17 protein-coding genes are annotated in these 13,089 nt (G+C 53.8%); 4 read left to right on the top strand and 13 right to left on the bottom strand.

The window, feature by feature from the left end:
- The 3 genes from V6Z81_10150 to V6Z81_10140 form a co-directional block, all read left to right on the top strand.
- Positions 1-662: short-chain fatty acyl-CoA regulator family protein (locus tag V6Z81_10150; protein MEG9862827.1), on the top strand; the 662-nt coding region annotated here is incomplete at its 5' end.
- Positions 663-788: 126 nt separating this feature from the next.
- Positions 789-1,118, top strand: a complete 330-nt coding sequence (locus V6Z81_10145) for a hypothetical protein (protein MEG9862826.1) — start codon at positions 789-791, stop codon at positions 1,116-1,118.
- Positions 1,119-1,227: 109 nt separating this feature from the next.
- Positions 1,228-2,490, top strand: coding sequence for an FCSD flavin-binding domain-containing protein (locus V6Z81_10140; protein MEG9862825.1), 1,263 nt, complete (start codon positions 1,228-1,230; stop codon positions 2,488-2,490).
- Positions 2,491-2,565: 75 nt separating this feature from the next.
- Here V6Z81_10140 and soxB read toward each other — a convergent pair whose 3' ends face one another.
- From soxB to V6Z81_10075, 13 genes are all read right to left on the bottom strand, one after another.
- Complete coding sequence (gene soxB / locus V6Z81_10135) at positions 2,566-4,260, bottom strand: thiosulfohydrolase SoxB (protein MEG9862824.1); 1,695 nt, start codon at positions 4,258-4,260, stop codon at positions 2,566-2,568.
- A 17-nt stretch (positions 4,261-4,277) separates the two neighbouring features.
- Positions 4,278-5,189, bottom strand: coding sequence for an MBL fold metallo-hydrolase (locus tag V6Z81_10130; GenBank protein MEG9862823.1), 912 nt, complete (start codon positions 5,187-5,189; stop codon positions 4,278-4,280).
- A 22-nt stretch (positions 5,190-5,211) separates the two neighbouring features.
- On the bottom strand, positions 5,212-5,607 hold the full coding sequence (locus V6Z81_10125; GenBank protein ID MEG9862822.1) for a cytochrome c family protein: 396 nt from the start codon (positions 5,605-5,607) through the stop codon (positions 5,212-5,214).
- A gap of 2 nt (positions 5,608-5,609) precedes the next feature.
- Entirely contained in the window at positions 5,610-6,272 is a 663-nt protein-coding gene (locus tag V6Z81_10120; protein ID MEG9862821.1) for a cytochrome c, read from the bottom strand.
- Positions 6,256-7,554 carry a sulfite dehydrogenase gene (gene soxC / locus V6Z81_10115; GenBank protein ID MEG9862820.1) on the bottom strand — a complete coding sequence of 433 codons (1,299 nt, stop codon included), beginning with the start codon at positions 7,552-7,554 and terminating at the stop codon, positions 6,256-6,258. The genes V6Z81_10120 and soxC overlap by 17 nt, the downstream gene beginning before the upstream one ends.
- A gap of 18 nt (positions 7,555-7,572) precedes the next feature.
- Entirely contained in the window at positions 7,573-8,184 is a 612-nt protein-coding gene (locus tag V6Z81_10110) for a thioredoxin family protein (GenBank protein MEG9862819.1), read from the bottom strand.
- A gap of 5 nt (positions 8,185-8,189) precedes the next feature.
- Entirely contained in the window at positions 8,190-8,924 is a 735-nt protein-coding gene (locus V6Z81_10105) for a cytochrome c biogenesis protein CcdA (protein ID MEG9862818.1), read from the bottom strand.
- A 144-nt stretch (positions 8,925-9,068) separates the two neighbouring features.
- On the bottom strand, positions 9,069-9,908 hold the full coding sequence (gene soxA, locus V6Z81_10100; GenBank protein ID MEG9862817.1) for a sulfur oxidation c-type cytochrome SoxA: 840 nt from the start codon (positions 9,906-9,908) through the stop codon (positions 9,069-9,071).
- Between the two features lie 37 nt (positions 9,909-9,945).
- Entirely contained in the window at positions 9,946-10,272 is a 327-nt protein-coding gene (soxZ, locus tag V6Z81_10095; GenBank protein MEG9862816.1) for a thiosulfate oxidation carrier complex protein SoxZ, read from the bottom strand.
- 22 nt (positions 10,273-10,294) lie between these two features.
- Positions 10,295-10,762, bottom strand: coding sequence for a thiosulfate oxidation carrier protein SoxY (soxY, locus tag V6Z81_10090; GenBank protein MEG9862815.1), 468 nt, complete (start codon positions 10,760-10,762; stop codon positions 10,295-10,297).
- Between the two features lie 11 nt (positions 10,763-10,773).
- Positions 10,774-11,244: a sulfur oxidation c-type cytochrome SoxX gene (gene soxX, locus V6Z81_10085; GenBank protein MEG9862814.1), complete on the bottom strand. Its 471-nt coding sequence runs from the start codon at positions 11,242-11,244 to the stop codon at positions 10,774-10,776.
- A gap of 199 nt (positions 11,245-11,443) precedes the next feature.
- Complete coding sequence (locus tag V6Z81_10080) at positions 11,444-11,827, bottom strand: thioredoxin family protein (protein MEG9862813.1); 384 nt, start codon at positions 11,825-11,827, stop codon at positions 11,444-11,446.
- Between the two features lie 5 nt (positions 11,828-11,832).
- Complete coding sequence (locus V6Z81_10075; GenBank protein MEG9862812.1) at positions 11,833-12,186, bottom strand: metalloregulator ArsR/SmtB family transcription factor; 354 nt, start codon at positions 12,184-12,186, stop codon at positions 11,833-11,835.
- 216 nt (positions 12,187-12,402) lie between these two features.
- On the opposite strand from V6Z81_10075, the gene V6Z81_10070 reads away from it, so the two are divergent.
- Positions 12,403-13,089, top strand: a 687-nt coding sequence (locus tag V6Z81_10070; protein ID MEG9862811.1) for a heme ABC transporter permease, incomplete at its 3' end; no start/stop codon positions are given.

Below are 13,089 nucleotides of genomic sequence, written 5' to 3'. Positions count from 1 at the left end.
TGCTGGATAAGATTATGTCACGCCTGCCTGATACACGGTCGTCTGTCCGGTCCCGCTGTAAAATCGAGCTGGCTAATTATTTTGCCGCATCCCTGCTCATGCCTTATGAGGCTTTTATCACCAAGGCCGTGGAAACAGACTATGACATTGACCGCCTGGCCACGCGGTTCAGTGTTTCCTTTGAGCAGGCCTGCCACCGGCTGACAACACTCCAGCGGGATGGAAATGAGGGCATCCCCTTTTTCTTCCTTCGTGTCGATAAGGCCGGCAACGTCACCAAACGGTTCAATGCGACGTCATTTCAGGTTGCGGAATACGGGGGCGCATGCCCTGTCTGGAATTTGCACACGGCGTTCAGGACACCGGGGGTTATCATCCCGCAATTTGTTGAATTGCCTGATGGTGAACGCTTCTTCACTCTCGCCAGGACAACAGACCGTCCGGCATTCAGCAGTGAAACTCAGGACAGACGGCTGGTGCTGGCTCTCGGATGCAGCATCGAGCATTGTGACAAGCTCATCTATGCAACCCCCTATGCGCGCAAGGATATCAAATTTTCAGAAATCGGCATCAACTGCCACCTTTGCCTGAGGGAAGGCTGCTCACAGCGTGCCCACCAGCCGATGCTGGCAGAGTTTGATATTGATCCCAATAGGGGATGATCCCGCCTGCAGATATGAGAGGGTGTCTGAGAAGGTGTCTGAGAGGGAGCCTGAGAGGGTGTATCGACTCAAGGAATCAATGATGTTATCTTTTACCGTGGTGGTGGATCTCCTGAGAGCATTGTCATGAAAAACTTCCTAGCCGCTTTTCTTCTGGCTGTTCTGGCAGCACCGGCATTTGCCGTTGATGACATCGAGGCCATCCTCGGCAAGGCCGATCAGGGTTATGGCGAATATCTCTCCGGGGAATGCGTAACCTGTCACCATCAGGCCGGCAAGGATGAAGGCATTCCTGCCATCCAGGGACTCGATCCCGAAGTGTTTATCACCGTCATTTATTCCTATAAAAACAATGAAATAGAGAACAAGGTCATGCAGCTGGTTGCCGGACGGCTTGATGATGAGCAAATTGCCTCGCTGGCCGTCTATTTTGCCTCGTTGCCCGCACTCGAATAAAATATATTAAATTTCGCATGTATATTAAAATAAACTTGTATGCAAAAAGCGTCTCTGTGTATCATTATTCTCAAGATAGATAGATTTTAACAATTAACGGGGGGATACCATGACTATTTCCAGAAGAAAATTTACTGGCATTATCACTGCATCTGCCGGGGCACTGGCCATGCCATCGCTGGCTTTCGGCGCAACACCCAAAGTGGTGGTTGTTGGCGGCGGTGCCGGCGGAGCAACCGCAGCACGCTACATTGCAAAGGATTCAAAGGGGGCCATTGATGTCACCCTCGTTGAAGCCAGCAAGAGATATTACAGCTGCTTCTTTTCCAATTTGTATCTTGGCGGTTTCCGTAACTATGACTCGATTGGCCATGGCTATGACAGTCTTTCCAACAATCATGGTGTCAATGTCGTCCATGAATGGGCCACTTCCGTCAACGGTTCCCGGAAGACCCTGAACCTCTCCAGCGGAGCGAAGATATCCTATGATAAACTGGTGCTTTCACCCGGCATCGACATGAAATTTGACAGTGTCCCGGGCTATTCCGTGGAAGCCCAGACACGCATGCCGCATGCGTGGAAATCGGGAACACAGGTTCAGGTCCTCCGTGATCTGGTCATGAACATGAAGAAGGGCGGAACTTTCGTGATGGTCGCGCCGCCAAATCCATACCGTTGCCCGCCCGGCCCGTATGAGCGTATCTCAATGATTGCCCATTTGCTGTCGAAATCGAATCCGACAGCAAAGATCATCATTGTTGATCCGAAAGAGAAGTTTTCCAAGCAGGGACTCTTCACGGCCGGCTGGGAGAAGCATTACTCGGGCATGGTTGAATGGCTTAACCCTGAAATCCATGGCGGCATTAAGAGGGTCAACCCTTCAACGATGGAAATCGAAACCGATCTTGAAACCTTCAAGGCTGATGCCGCATGTGTGATTCCTGCACAGCGCGCCGGCTCCATCGCCATGGCAGCGGGCGTCAATGACGGCGACTGGTGCCCGATTGTCCCGGCCACCATGGCTTCACGTGCCGATAAGAACATCCATGTTCTCGGTGACGCCTCAGTGGCATCCGCGATGCCTAAATCCGGATTCTCGGCCAATAGCCAGGCCAAGGTTGCCGCCAATGCCATCCGCGGCGCACTAACAGACAGCCGTGTCTTTGACGCACGTTTTGCCAATACCTGCTGGAGCCTCATTGCAACCAATGACGGCGTCAAAGTCGGCGCCAACTATAAGGCCGGTAAGGAAAAGATTGAGGTTGTTGACAAGTTCATCTCCCAGAATGATGAATCCAGCCAGCTTCGTGAGGCAACTTACAAAGAATCAGTCGGCTGGTATGAGGGTATCTCAGCCGACATGTTCTCCTGATCGGGGATCAATTCAATAAATTAAAGGCGGCTTTCGGGCCGCCTTTTTTTCTGGTGTTTGCCTTAAATGCGGGCCTTACCCCATGCCGACGATTTTTACTGTCTGGTTCAGGGGCATGGAGATATTCTTCTTCCGGCTGATATAGCCTTCCATCAAATCATAGATTGCCGGGCCTTCAACATTCTCGTTGATCGAAGCCCATCCGCCCACGGTATAGCTGCGGGTGGGATCTATGCTTTCGCCGGATTCGGTTAGTTTCATATCAGTGATTCGCTTGCCGATGGCGGCCTTAGGCGCACATGTATAGGACATGCCGCCAACCCGGACCATATCACCCCCCTGCTGGTAGAACGGATCGACATTGAACAGATTGTCACAGACATCCTCGAGAATTTCATGGAGCTGCTGCCCTGTCATTTCCGTGCGGTAGACTTTTGGGTAGCTCATGCTTGTCTGGGCATAGAGATCATCAATGGTGATATCCTGGCCGGGCAGAAGCGTTGTTCCCCAGCGGAAACCGGGACTGAGGGCGATCTGCACATCACGCTCTTCACGAATACCGTCACAGATCAAATCATCCCAGGTCCCGTTGAAATTACCGCGACGATAAAGCAGATTTTCCGTCTTACCGATGATGCGGTCAAGTTCGCCCGCATGCGGTGCACGCACGCCGTCGATATAGGATTTCATTTCGGCATCAGGGGTGATGGCATCACTGAATACAGGGATCAGCCCGGTGCTGGCATCCACAACCCCGCCGCCTTCGACCTTAAGATCAACCCGGCCGAGATATTTGCCGTGAGATCCCGAAGACAGGACCAAAGTCTTGCCGATCTTGATCGCTTCCGGAACGGCATCATGGGTATGACCCGTAAGAATGACATCAATCCCGTCAATAGTGGCAGCGACCTTCTGATCAACATCAAAACCGTTATGCGAGAGCAGAACGACGACTTCAGCACCTTCATCTCGCGCGGCATTGACATTTTCCTGAATGAGCTCCGGGCGAATGCCGAACGACCAGTCAGGCACCATGTATCGCGGATTGGCAATGGGCGTATAGGGAAAATGCTGGCCGATAACAGCCACCTTGACCCCGCCGCGCTCAAAGAAAGCGGTGCTGTCGAACACTTGCTCATCCCATTCCGTATCAAAGACGTTGCCGCCGAGGAACGGGTATCCCATCTCATCGACAATTTCCGTTACACGGTCCACGCCAAAGGTAAACTCCCAGTGACCGACCATGGCGGCCGGTTCAAGCAGTGCCATGGCATCAACCATATCCTGGCCATTGGTCTTAAGCGAGGTGTAGGACCCCTGCCAGGTATCACCGCCATCGAGCAGCAGCACCTTGTCATCACCCCTATCGGCACGAATGGATTTGATCAGTGTTGCCATACGGTCAAGCCCGCCCAGACGGCCATAGGTTCTGGCCAGATTGACATAATCAACCATGGTATGGGCATAGGCCAGCGGCGTCCCGGGAGAGATTCCGAAATGGTCAAGGAAATCTTCAGCCACGAGATGCGGCGGAATGCCTTCATAAGCCCCGACACCGAAGTTTTCCGAAGGAGGCCTGAAATAGACGGGCTTCAGCTGGGCGTGAAGGTCGGTCAGATGCAGCAGTGTCACCTGCCCCTTGGTGTCAAATTTGAGCAAATCGCCCATCGACATGGCCTGCTGGGCCGCAAGACGGCTCCAGTTGCCGATACCGCCAAGGGTTGCCCCGGTGACGGCCGCCATTTGCATAAATTCACGACGTGAAAACATAGATCTCAACCTTTATGTTATGTGTTTGGAATGTAGCGCCAGGCACCGGCAGCCTTCTCGACATGGCCTAAACCGGGCTGCGGCAGGTGATACCCTATCAGGGGCATTTTTTCGGCATGCAGGCGGTCAAGCAGGGTTAAGCGTGATTTCACGGCGGCATCCGCATCCATATCGCTCAGATTGCGGAATTTTGGATTCTCGAAGGAAATCAGCGGATGCGTCAGCGCATCGCCAACTATCATCAGGCTTTCTCCCCCCTCATGGAGCACAAAGGCGGTATGGCCGGGCGTATGGCCGGTCGTATCCACCGCCTCTATGCCGGGCAGAATTTCATCGCCAAACGCAAACAGGCTGACCTGGTCCTCCATCACCTCCATGCGCGATTTGGCTCCGACAGCAAAACTCTCCCGCCCTTCCGGCATGACGGCAAGGGCATCATCGGAATACCAGAAATCCCATTCCTGCCGCACCATGTGATAGGCGGCATCAGGCATCGCCAGATCGTCAAAATCGTCCAGGACGCCCCAGATGTGATCGGGATGGGCATGGGTGAAGACGACATCCGTAATCTCGGCCATATCCACTCCAGCTTCATCCAAAACAGCAGGCAACTCTCCGAGACCGGGAAGGAAATTGGCCCCGCTCCCGGCATCAAAGAGGATGCGGCGCTCCCCCATTTCAACATAGGTGACATTCAGCGGACGTTTCGCACCGCTGCTGGCATCCAGTTTGGCTGCAATTTCGGGGTGGCCTTCGGTCTCAAACAGCATTGACGCCGGAATGGACATCAGGCCATCCGAAAAACTGCTGACACGGGCCGCACCAAGGCTGACCGTGCTGGCCATCACAGGGGAAGGCAGATGGGGAAGGGTTGTAGCCGCAACGGCAAGAGCCGCATTCTGGCAGAATTTCCGGCGTGAGTTATTCATATGACCCTCCCCTTGTGTGAGCTTACTGATCAGAGAACTGCTTCAGATAGGCGATGATATCGGCGCGGTCCTTTTCCTTCTTAAGACCGGCAAAGGCCATGCGCCCGCCTTTGAGGTATTTTCTTGGCGCCTCCAGATAGCCGTCAAGCGTTTCCTCATCCCAGACAATGCCACTCTCTTTCATGGCTTTGGAATACTTTTTGAAACCCTCAATACTGCCGGCGGTCCGGCCGAAAATGTTAATCAGGTGCGGGCCGGTTTTATTTTTATCGCTGTCGACCACATGGCAGGCCTTGCACTTCCTGAAAACTTTCTCCCCGGCAGCGGCATCCCCCGCCGCCAAAGCCGGCTGGCTGACGGTAAAGCTTAGAAAAACGGCCGCAGCAATTGCACAAAATGACTTCTTCATCATATCCATCCTTAGTTAATGTTGGTTTGACTGGTATCTTCCGGCGTCACGTCAATGAGACGGGCACGGCCGATGATTTCAGTTGAGACATCGCAGTTTTTCATGCACGGCTCTGCTGAAACCTGCGCATCGGGGCGCGGGTCCGGCAGGGCAAAGCCATTTCGGTTCGGCATTTCTATCGTCCCGATATTCTCGTTGCTGAGAACATAATCCTCTTCAATGATGTCATTCATATAGAGGATATAGGCCACGATTGCGTAGGTTTCATCGGCTGACAGGGACTGGGCATCGCCAAAGGGCATCGCCCGGTAAATGTAGTCATAAGCCGTCGAAGCATAGGGCCAGTAGCTGCCGACCGTCTTGATCGGATCATGGGTGGAAAGCGAATCATACCCCCCGCTCAGTACCGGCCAGCGGTCGACGCCTTCACCGAAGTCCCCGTGGCAGGATGCGCAGAGGTCGGTGTAGGCTTCCTCACCATCAAGGGCTGAGCCGGAGCCTGCCGGTGCGCCTTTGCCGTCAGGCCTTACATCGATATCCCAGCCTGCAACCTGTTCCGGCGTGGCAATAGATCCAAGATTGAACGGCCGTTCAGAAGCCAGCACGGGAGCAGCTGCCATAAGGCCGATGGTAATCAGGGCGGCGAGTCCCTTTGATTTAACCGATGCGAACATTCTCGACTGCCCCCGTAGACTTCACCTGCCACGTTGCGATGGCGTTGTTATGGTATATCGAATTGACACCGCGTTCCGCCTGAAGTCCCTGAATGGTCGGCTGGACATAACCCGTTTCATCCATGGCACGGGACTGGACCAGCAGCTCCTCCCCGTTCCACTGGAACGGCATCGTGAACCGCGTCAGCGATTTATCCAAAACCGGATCATGCAACTCGGCAGTCTGCCAGTTCCGGCCGCCGTCAAGTGAAACGTCGACGCGGGAAATCTTCCCGCGGCCGGACCAGGCCAGGCCTTTGAGCAGGTTCTGTCCTTTGTACAGCAGATGCTTTTCCGGGCTCGGCGATGTGACACAGGATTTTGCATCCATGACCCAGGTGAACATCCGGGCCTTACCATCGTCCATCAGGTCAGTGTATTTTGATGTTTCTTCACGGGCCATGTAGGGCATGTCACCAAATTCAAGACGCCGGATCCACTTAACCCACATGTTCCCCTCCCAGCCCGGAACAACCAGGCGGGCAGGATATCCCTGTTCGGGACGCAGGGCCTCCCCGTTCATCGAATAGGCGATCATGCAGTCATCAAGGATTTTTTCAATGGGAACAGAACGGTTCATGCCCGCAGAGTCACCGCCTTCGGCCAGAACCCACTTTGCCTCCGGTTTGACACCGGCTTCACGGCAAATGTCAGAAAGGAGGACGCCCGAATACTGGACATTATGAACCATACCGAACGTATACTGGCAGCCGTTCAACTGTGCACCGCGCCATTCCATACCGCCATTGGCCGCGCATTCAAGAAAGTGGAAGCGGTTAACCTGGGGGAAACGTTTCAGCTCATCCAGCGTGAACAGCAGCTCCCGGTCGACCAGACCATTGATCATCAGCCGGTAATCGGCGGGGACCACATCCGGTATACCGCCATGGTGACGTTCAAAGCAAAGCCCGTTCGGCGTGACGATTCCATCGAGATCCTGCAATGGGGTAAAGTTCACCGAGGATTCAGCAGAGGCCGTGAGCCACTCAACCCAGCGCCTGACGACATGGGCTTCATGCTCTGACGGCATCCCGTAGGGGGTCACATCGACACCGGGGCCGAGATACGGCGTCCATTCGGAGACGTTCGGCGGCAGGTTTTCCGGATTCACCTCTGTGGCTTTAGCCAGCGCCGGCGCAGCCAGCCCGCCGGCAGCGACAGCGGCCCCGCCAAGCACCTGACGGCGTGAGAGTTTACCGCTTTCAGCAGTTGTGACTTTGTTTTTCTTCGTTTCCATCGACATTCACCCTTTCTTAATTCTCTAGGACGCTGCGGCGCGGGCAGCGTCAATCCCGGCCCGGATATCATTTATCCGGCGGCCGAAATATTTCTGGAACGGCTCATCGCCGTTATAGCCCTCTTCCCGTATCCATTGCAGGAAACCGAGAAACGTGAGCTTGCCAAAGGCTCCGGGCATGGTGGCATTGCTGGCTTCCGGCAGGGTGTCGGCATCTGTCGGCATGCCAACGAAATAGATCGTCGGTGTGAACACGACGCCCCATTTCTGGGACATCTTATTTTCGGGAAGCGTTTCACCATCAAGGTCTGTCACATCGCGGTTGCCGTAAATATCCAGCTGAACAACGACAAAATGCTCGCGGACATAAGCATTGATCGCCGGCTCGGTTAAAACTTCCAGCGCGACCTTTTCACAATAAATGCATCCCTGCTGATCGAATTTGACCATCAGGATTTTACCCTCATCGAGGCTTTCTGAAATGTCATCGCCAATTTCAAGGAAAGACTGATGATACCAGTCATAATGGTAGATTCCATCATCGCCCTTGGTCGGGGTGAGATCGCCGGCATGGACCACGCCGCCCCCGGCCAGAATCATAAGAGTAATCAATGTATATTTGATTTTATTCAACATAGCTGTCACCCCACTGCTCCAAAGGTTGAAAACTGACTTAGCATCCAGAAACCGATCCTATTGAGATAGCCTGTTGCCATGGCCAGCCCCGTCAGCACCATCAGCCCGCCAAGGACCATTTTAGCGACCGGCATAACCGTTGTCATGCTGCTAAACCGGCGAATAAACAGATCCGCAAACAATGCCACAATAACAAAAGGTACACCGATTCCAAGCCCGTAGGCAAGGAGCAGGCCCACGCCAATGCCGCCCTCTGTCGAAGTCGAAATAACCAGAAAGATCGTCGCCAGCACCGGCCCCACACACGGTGTCCAGCCGAATCCGAAAGCCAGCCCGACCAGATAGGCTGAAATCACGCCGCCGGATTTGAAATTCGGCATGAAACGCAAATCGCGGCTTAGAAACCCCACCGGCAAAAGGCCGAGAAAATACAGCCCGAGAATGATAATCGCCACCCCGGCGACCTGCTGCAGCCACGGCATGCTTTGTGCCATGACGCTGCCAAGGTATGAAGAAGACAGGCCGATCAGCATGAAGATGGTTATGAATCCGGCAACGAAGAACACCGATGCCATGACGAGCCGAAACCGCTGTGTCGTCGCAGCGACCTCTGTGTCGCCGTTGGCGTTGCTTAAACCGCTCAGATAGCCAAGATAACCGGGGACGATCGGTAAAACACAGGGGGAGAAAAAGCTCAGGACCCCTGCAATAACTGCCGCTCCGATAGATATATCAAGCATGACGCCCTTTCTGTTGCGCTCGCCTGTCCGCCAGCATGACAAAACATAATAAATTCAACATGCTAATACATATATCATTTGTTATGTATATAGATCGAAAAAAATCCCCCCGCGCTGTGACAGGAGGACTTTCTGAATGTTATTTTACTGGCGGACGGACGGGGTTTCGACAGGGAGTCCGCTGCCACGCCAGGCCAGATACAACTCCAGCGCAACATAGTCTTCATGACCGTAGGGCAGCCTTGTGGCACGGATATTGTTGTTGCAGCCACGAAAGCGGCGCTGGGCCGAACCGATACCGTTCCACTTCACCCGATAGGTCGGAAAGCCGTTGGTATGACCCTGCGAGAGCATGTCCGCGCGGATGTAACTGCCGTAATTGGTTTCATGGCAATGGGCACAGGCCACATCAAGCTGGCCAAGACGCGTATAATAGAGCTTTTCACCCTTCTTAAAGGTGGTTGCGGCAGGTCCTGAAATATCAACTTTGACAGGCTTGCCATTGGCCATGTAACGGATAAAGGCCGTCATGCCCAGCATATCGGCTTTTTCCCACTTATAGGGCTCAGCGCCCATGAATTTCTCGCGGCAATAGTTGATCTGCTGCTCAAGCGAGATCACCTTACCCGCCCCGTCATGGTAACGCGGATAGACGGCACCGGCCTCTTCAGCATCAACACCGGAGCATTTCTTCCAGATATCAGCCATGGATTTGCCCTTTGAGCCATCGGGCATCTCCCAGATGTCCATCCCGTGCTCAACGGTCAGCATACCCGGGTTTGAGAATTCATCATCCTGCATTTCACGAACCTCGGGCTGGCGAAAATCATATCCGGAGATGAGTTCCCCCAAAGGATTGCTCTCATCGCCTGGCTCAATGATGTTGGCCGTTCCGTTATGAAATGGCGTATCCGGCGTATCGGCCGCAAAAGCAACTCCTGCGATGAGCCCCGCCGCGATTGTGAGTGTTACCTGTTTCAGCATGTTCCTTACCCCCTGAAAGCTTTAACGAGTGTCCTGATCAGGATACCGCCATTTTCTTGCTGACGGTAAATTCGGCACCGCCATCTTCCGTCCAGACAAATTCGAATGTGCCTGATTTCTCGGCCTTGAACGGAAACGAGACATATGGGTTAGCCGAAACAGCCGGCTCCATATCGACAGAGAAGACTTCCTTGCCCTCGAACAGCACCTTGAACTTGTTGATGATCTTGCGCGGGATGACATTGCCCTGTTTATCCTTGGCGCGGCCGGTATGCATCGGGTGCGCAATCAGAGCTTTGATCTCAAGGATCTCATCCTTTTCAGCTGTCTTCGGGACTTTAACGCGTGGTTTTACTTTAGCCATTGTTTTACTCCTGATTGAATGATCAGCCGCCGCAGCCGCCGATGGTTACCTTGACCTGGGACTGGGCCTGACGGAAACTGCCGTCGCTCATCTCAGCCAGAACAATGATGTTCTGTGTCTTGGCGAGACGCATACGGGTCGTTGCCATGCAGACGCCATTGGCAGGCGAGAAGTTGAAACTGGCCACGTCCGGCACCGGATTGCCATCAGCCATCACATGGACGGCCTTAACATAGCTCCCCTCGGTCATGGGACTGTCAATTTCAAAACCGACTTTAACGGCATTGCCGTTTTCAGCGATTTCCGGGAGATCCAGCGTGATACCATCTTGCGCCGTTCCGGCACCGCCCGTCAGTTTTTTGACCTTGGCAGCGACGCTGGCCGCATCAGCAAACACGGGCATGGCAACCGCGGACATGGCGATGGTGCCGCCGATAAGACCAAGCGCATGACGCCGGGACACTTCATTTAAAACAAGTCTCTGTTTCATTGTCCTAGTTCCTATTCATCCTTATTTAGGGTTAACAGATAGGCAACAACATCCTCGACTTCCTCTGCCGATATGATGGACTTGCCCACGAATTTCTTTCCGGTTCTGGTAAAACCGGACACACGATAGAAGGCCGGCATCATCGTATCCGGGTTGACGACCTTGGAATTGACAACCAGCATCCTCAACTCGCCCTCGGAATAACGGTTGGCGACACCGAATAGGGACGGCCCCGTCTCACCGTGATAGGGCTGGTCGGAAATCGGCATCACATGGCAGGCCAGACAATTGCCCTTCTTGCGGTCAATGGCCACTTTACGGCCATTGGCAGGGTCCCCGGCGTACCCTGTTAACGAGTCATTGATCGACACATCGTCAGTGATCGTATAGATAACAAGGCCTTCTTCAATGACCTTATTACCTGCGGCATGAGCCGACACAGCAATAAAGCATAATGCTGTAAGGGTAAGAAACTTGCGCATATATCCCCCCAATGTGGATTTTGTTTCAATTATCCTGTCCCATATCAAATTTTTTGTCAATATTATGTGGCTTTAAAATATGTGGCTGAAAAATGTACATATATACTGGTAATCTCAAGGCGGTATTATAAAGGACGGGTCATTTGGCTGGAGCTTTGAGCAGCCAAAATCCATGCCGGATAAATCCGGGCAACCCTTTTTATTCGGGCAGAAATTCTCCGATTCGCCACCACCATAACTCCTGGCCGGGATAACCTTCGATTCGCCCCTGCTCCTCACCATCACGCACAAAAATGAATGTCGGCGTATAATATGACGGATCAAGATCGGCAAATTCGGCGGGGAGCTGATCAGTTATATCGACGCGCAATATGGGGTAGACCTTCGATTCGGGGGTTCTGTCATAGAACTGGCCCACCTCTTCTTCAAAAGCATGGCACCAGGGGCAATGTGCGGATGTCACCATAATCATCCGCGTGGAGGATGGCACATCAGATGAAGCCGCACTGCAGAACAGCAGGGCCGCAACCGCCATCATGATTTTCAGCCATGATCCGGAAAAGATGTCGAGGTGCTTCTTCATGACGGTCACGACCGGCCAGCTTCAGCAAAACGTCCCGCCTCAAAATGCAGACCTTTCAGGGAATGCCGTTCTGAATTGGGCCGGTTAAGCAATGTCTTTACCAGCGCGGCCACGAGACCATCGGTGAGCGAGTAGAAAATCTGCCGCGACTGACGCCGTGTGGTCACAATATCGGCACGCCGGAGAATGGCCAGATGCTGCGAGACCCTGTGCTGGGGCGAGCCAAGCCTTTCACATAACGACGTAACGGAAGCCTCTCCATTGAGCAGCATGGCACAAATACGGAGCCTGGCTTCGTGGGAAAGCGCTTGGGCGATCACCGCAGCACGTTCGATCTTTGCCTGTTCAATCACATCCATGGCGTTTGTCTTGCTGGCTTATGCCGTATCCCGCCCCGTTTGATTCCCAAATCAAAGACCTTAACCTTAAGACCTTGAATCAGGGCGTATGATATGCATCCTAATATATAGGTATTTTTTAATGTTTCAAATCGATTCTTATTGGATATACTCGCACCCTGCGTAAAAATACCGCCTTTTCATTGTTCAGATTTTGGGATAGCCCTTACTTGTGCCATGTTCGACTATCTCGCCAATCCAACCCGATTCCTGAAGATCGCCTCGGTCATTGAACCGCTGGCCTGGGGCGTTTTCATCCTCTGCGGCCTGGCCGGCCTTTATTACGGCTTTTTTGACTCGCCCGCCGATTACCAGCAGGGGGAGACCGTCCGCATCATGTATATCCATGTTCCGGCGGCATGGATGGCACTCGCGGGCTATCTCGCCATGGCCCTGGGGGCGTTTTTCTTTCTTGTCTGGAGGCATCCGCTTGCCGATATCGCCTCCCGGGCGATGGCCCTGCCCGGCGCGGGCTTTGCGCTGATCTGCCTTGTCACCGGCGCCTTCTGGGGGCGGCCCATGTGGGGAACATGGTGGGTCTGGGATGCGCGGCTGACCTCGATGCTGATCCTCTTTTTCCTCTATATCGGTTACATCGCCCTCGCCGACGGTTTCGAGCGCAGCGAGAGGGGCAGCAAATCCGCCTCCGTTCTGCTGCTGGTCGGCGTCATCAATCTGCCCATCATCAAGTTTTCGGTCGACTGGTGGAACACGCTGCACCAGGGCGCCAGCGTCTTTCGCTTCGGCGGCCCGTCAATTGACCCGTCAATGCTGACCCCGCTGCTCCTCATGGCATTTGCCATGCTGGGCTGGTTTGTTGCCATCAGCCTTGGGCGGATGCGGGTCCTTTTGGCCGAACGCCGC

The organism is Parvularculales bacterium (assembly GCA_036881865.1).
GTDB lineage: Bacteria > Pseudomonadota > Alphaproteobacteria > JAPOUT01 > JBAJNM01 > JBAJNM01.
The sequence above is the reverse complement of the archived record's forward strand: the minus strand, read 5'-3'. Positions and strand labels throughout refer to the sequence as shown.

What these genes read in the sequence shown, in the direction of transcription:
- V6Z81_10125 (MEG9862822.1), bottom strand. Translation starts at nt 5,607, where the DNA reads ATGGATATGATGAAGAAGTCATTTTGTGCAATTGCTGCGGCCGTTTTT.
- V6Z81_10080 (MEG9862813.1), bottom strand. Translation starts at nt 11,827, where the DNA reads ATGAAGAAGCACCTCGACATCTTTTCCGGATCATGGCTGAAAATCATG.
- V6Z81_10140 (MEG9862825.1), top strand. Translation starts at nt 1,228, where the DNA reads ATGACTATTTCCAGAAGAAAATTTACTGGCATTATCACTGCATCTGCC.
- soxX (MEG9862814.1), bottom strand. Translation starts at nt 11,244, where the DNA reads ATGCGCAAGTTTCTTACCCTTACAGCATTATGCTTTATTGCTGTGTCG.
- V6Z81_10120 (MEG9862821.1), bottom strand. Translation starts at nt 6,272, where the DNA reads ATGTTCGCATCGGTTAAATCAAAGGGACTCGCCGCCCTGATTACCATC.
- soxC (MEG9862820.1), bottom strand. Translation starts at nt 7,554, where the DNA reads ATGTCGATGGAAACGAAGAAAAACAAAGTCACAACTGCTGAAAGCGGT.
- soxZ (MEG9862816.1), bottom strand. Translation starts at nt 10,272, where the DNA reads ATGGCTAAAGTAAAACCACGCGTTAAAGTCCCGAAGACAGCTGAAAAG.
- V6Z81_10075 (MEG9862812.1), bottom strand. Translation starts at nt 12,186, where the DNA reads ATGGATGTGATTGAACAGGCAAAGATCGAACGTGCTGCGGTGATCGCC.
- soxB (MEG9862824.1), bottom strand. Translation starts at nt 4,260, where the DNA reads ATGTTTTCACGTCGTGAATTTATGCAAATGGCGGCCGTCACCGGGGCA.
- soxA (MEG9862817.1), bottom strand. Translation starts at nt 9,908, where the DNA reads ATGCTGAAACAGGTAACACTCACAATCGCGGCGGGGCTCATCGCAGGA.
- V6Z81_10145 (MEG9862826.1), top strand. Translation starts at nt 789, where the DNA reads ATGAAAAACTTCCTAGCCGCTTTTCTTCTGGCTGTTCTGGCAGCACCG.
- V6Z81_10110 (MEG9862819.1), bottom strand. Translation starts at nt 8,184, where the DNA reads ATGTTGAATAAAATCAAATATACATTGATTACTCTTATGATTCTGGCC.
- V6Z81_10105 (MEG9862818.1), bottom strand. Translation starts at nt 8,924, where the DNA reads ATGCTTGATATATCTATCGGAGCGGCAGTTATTGCAGGGGTCCTGAGC.
- soxY (MEG9862815.1), bottom strand. Translation starts at nt 10,762, where the DNA reads ATGAAACAGAGACTTGTTTTAAATGAAGTGTCCCGGCGTCATGCGCTT.
- V6Z81_10130 (MEG9862823.1), bottom strand. Translation starts at nt 5,189, where the DNA reads ATGAATAACTCACGCCGGAAATTCTGCCAGAATGCGGCTCTTGCCGTT.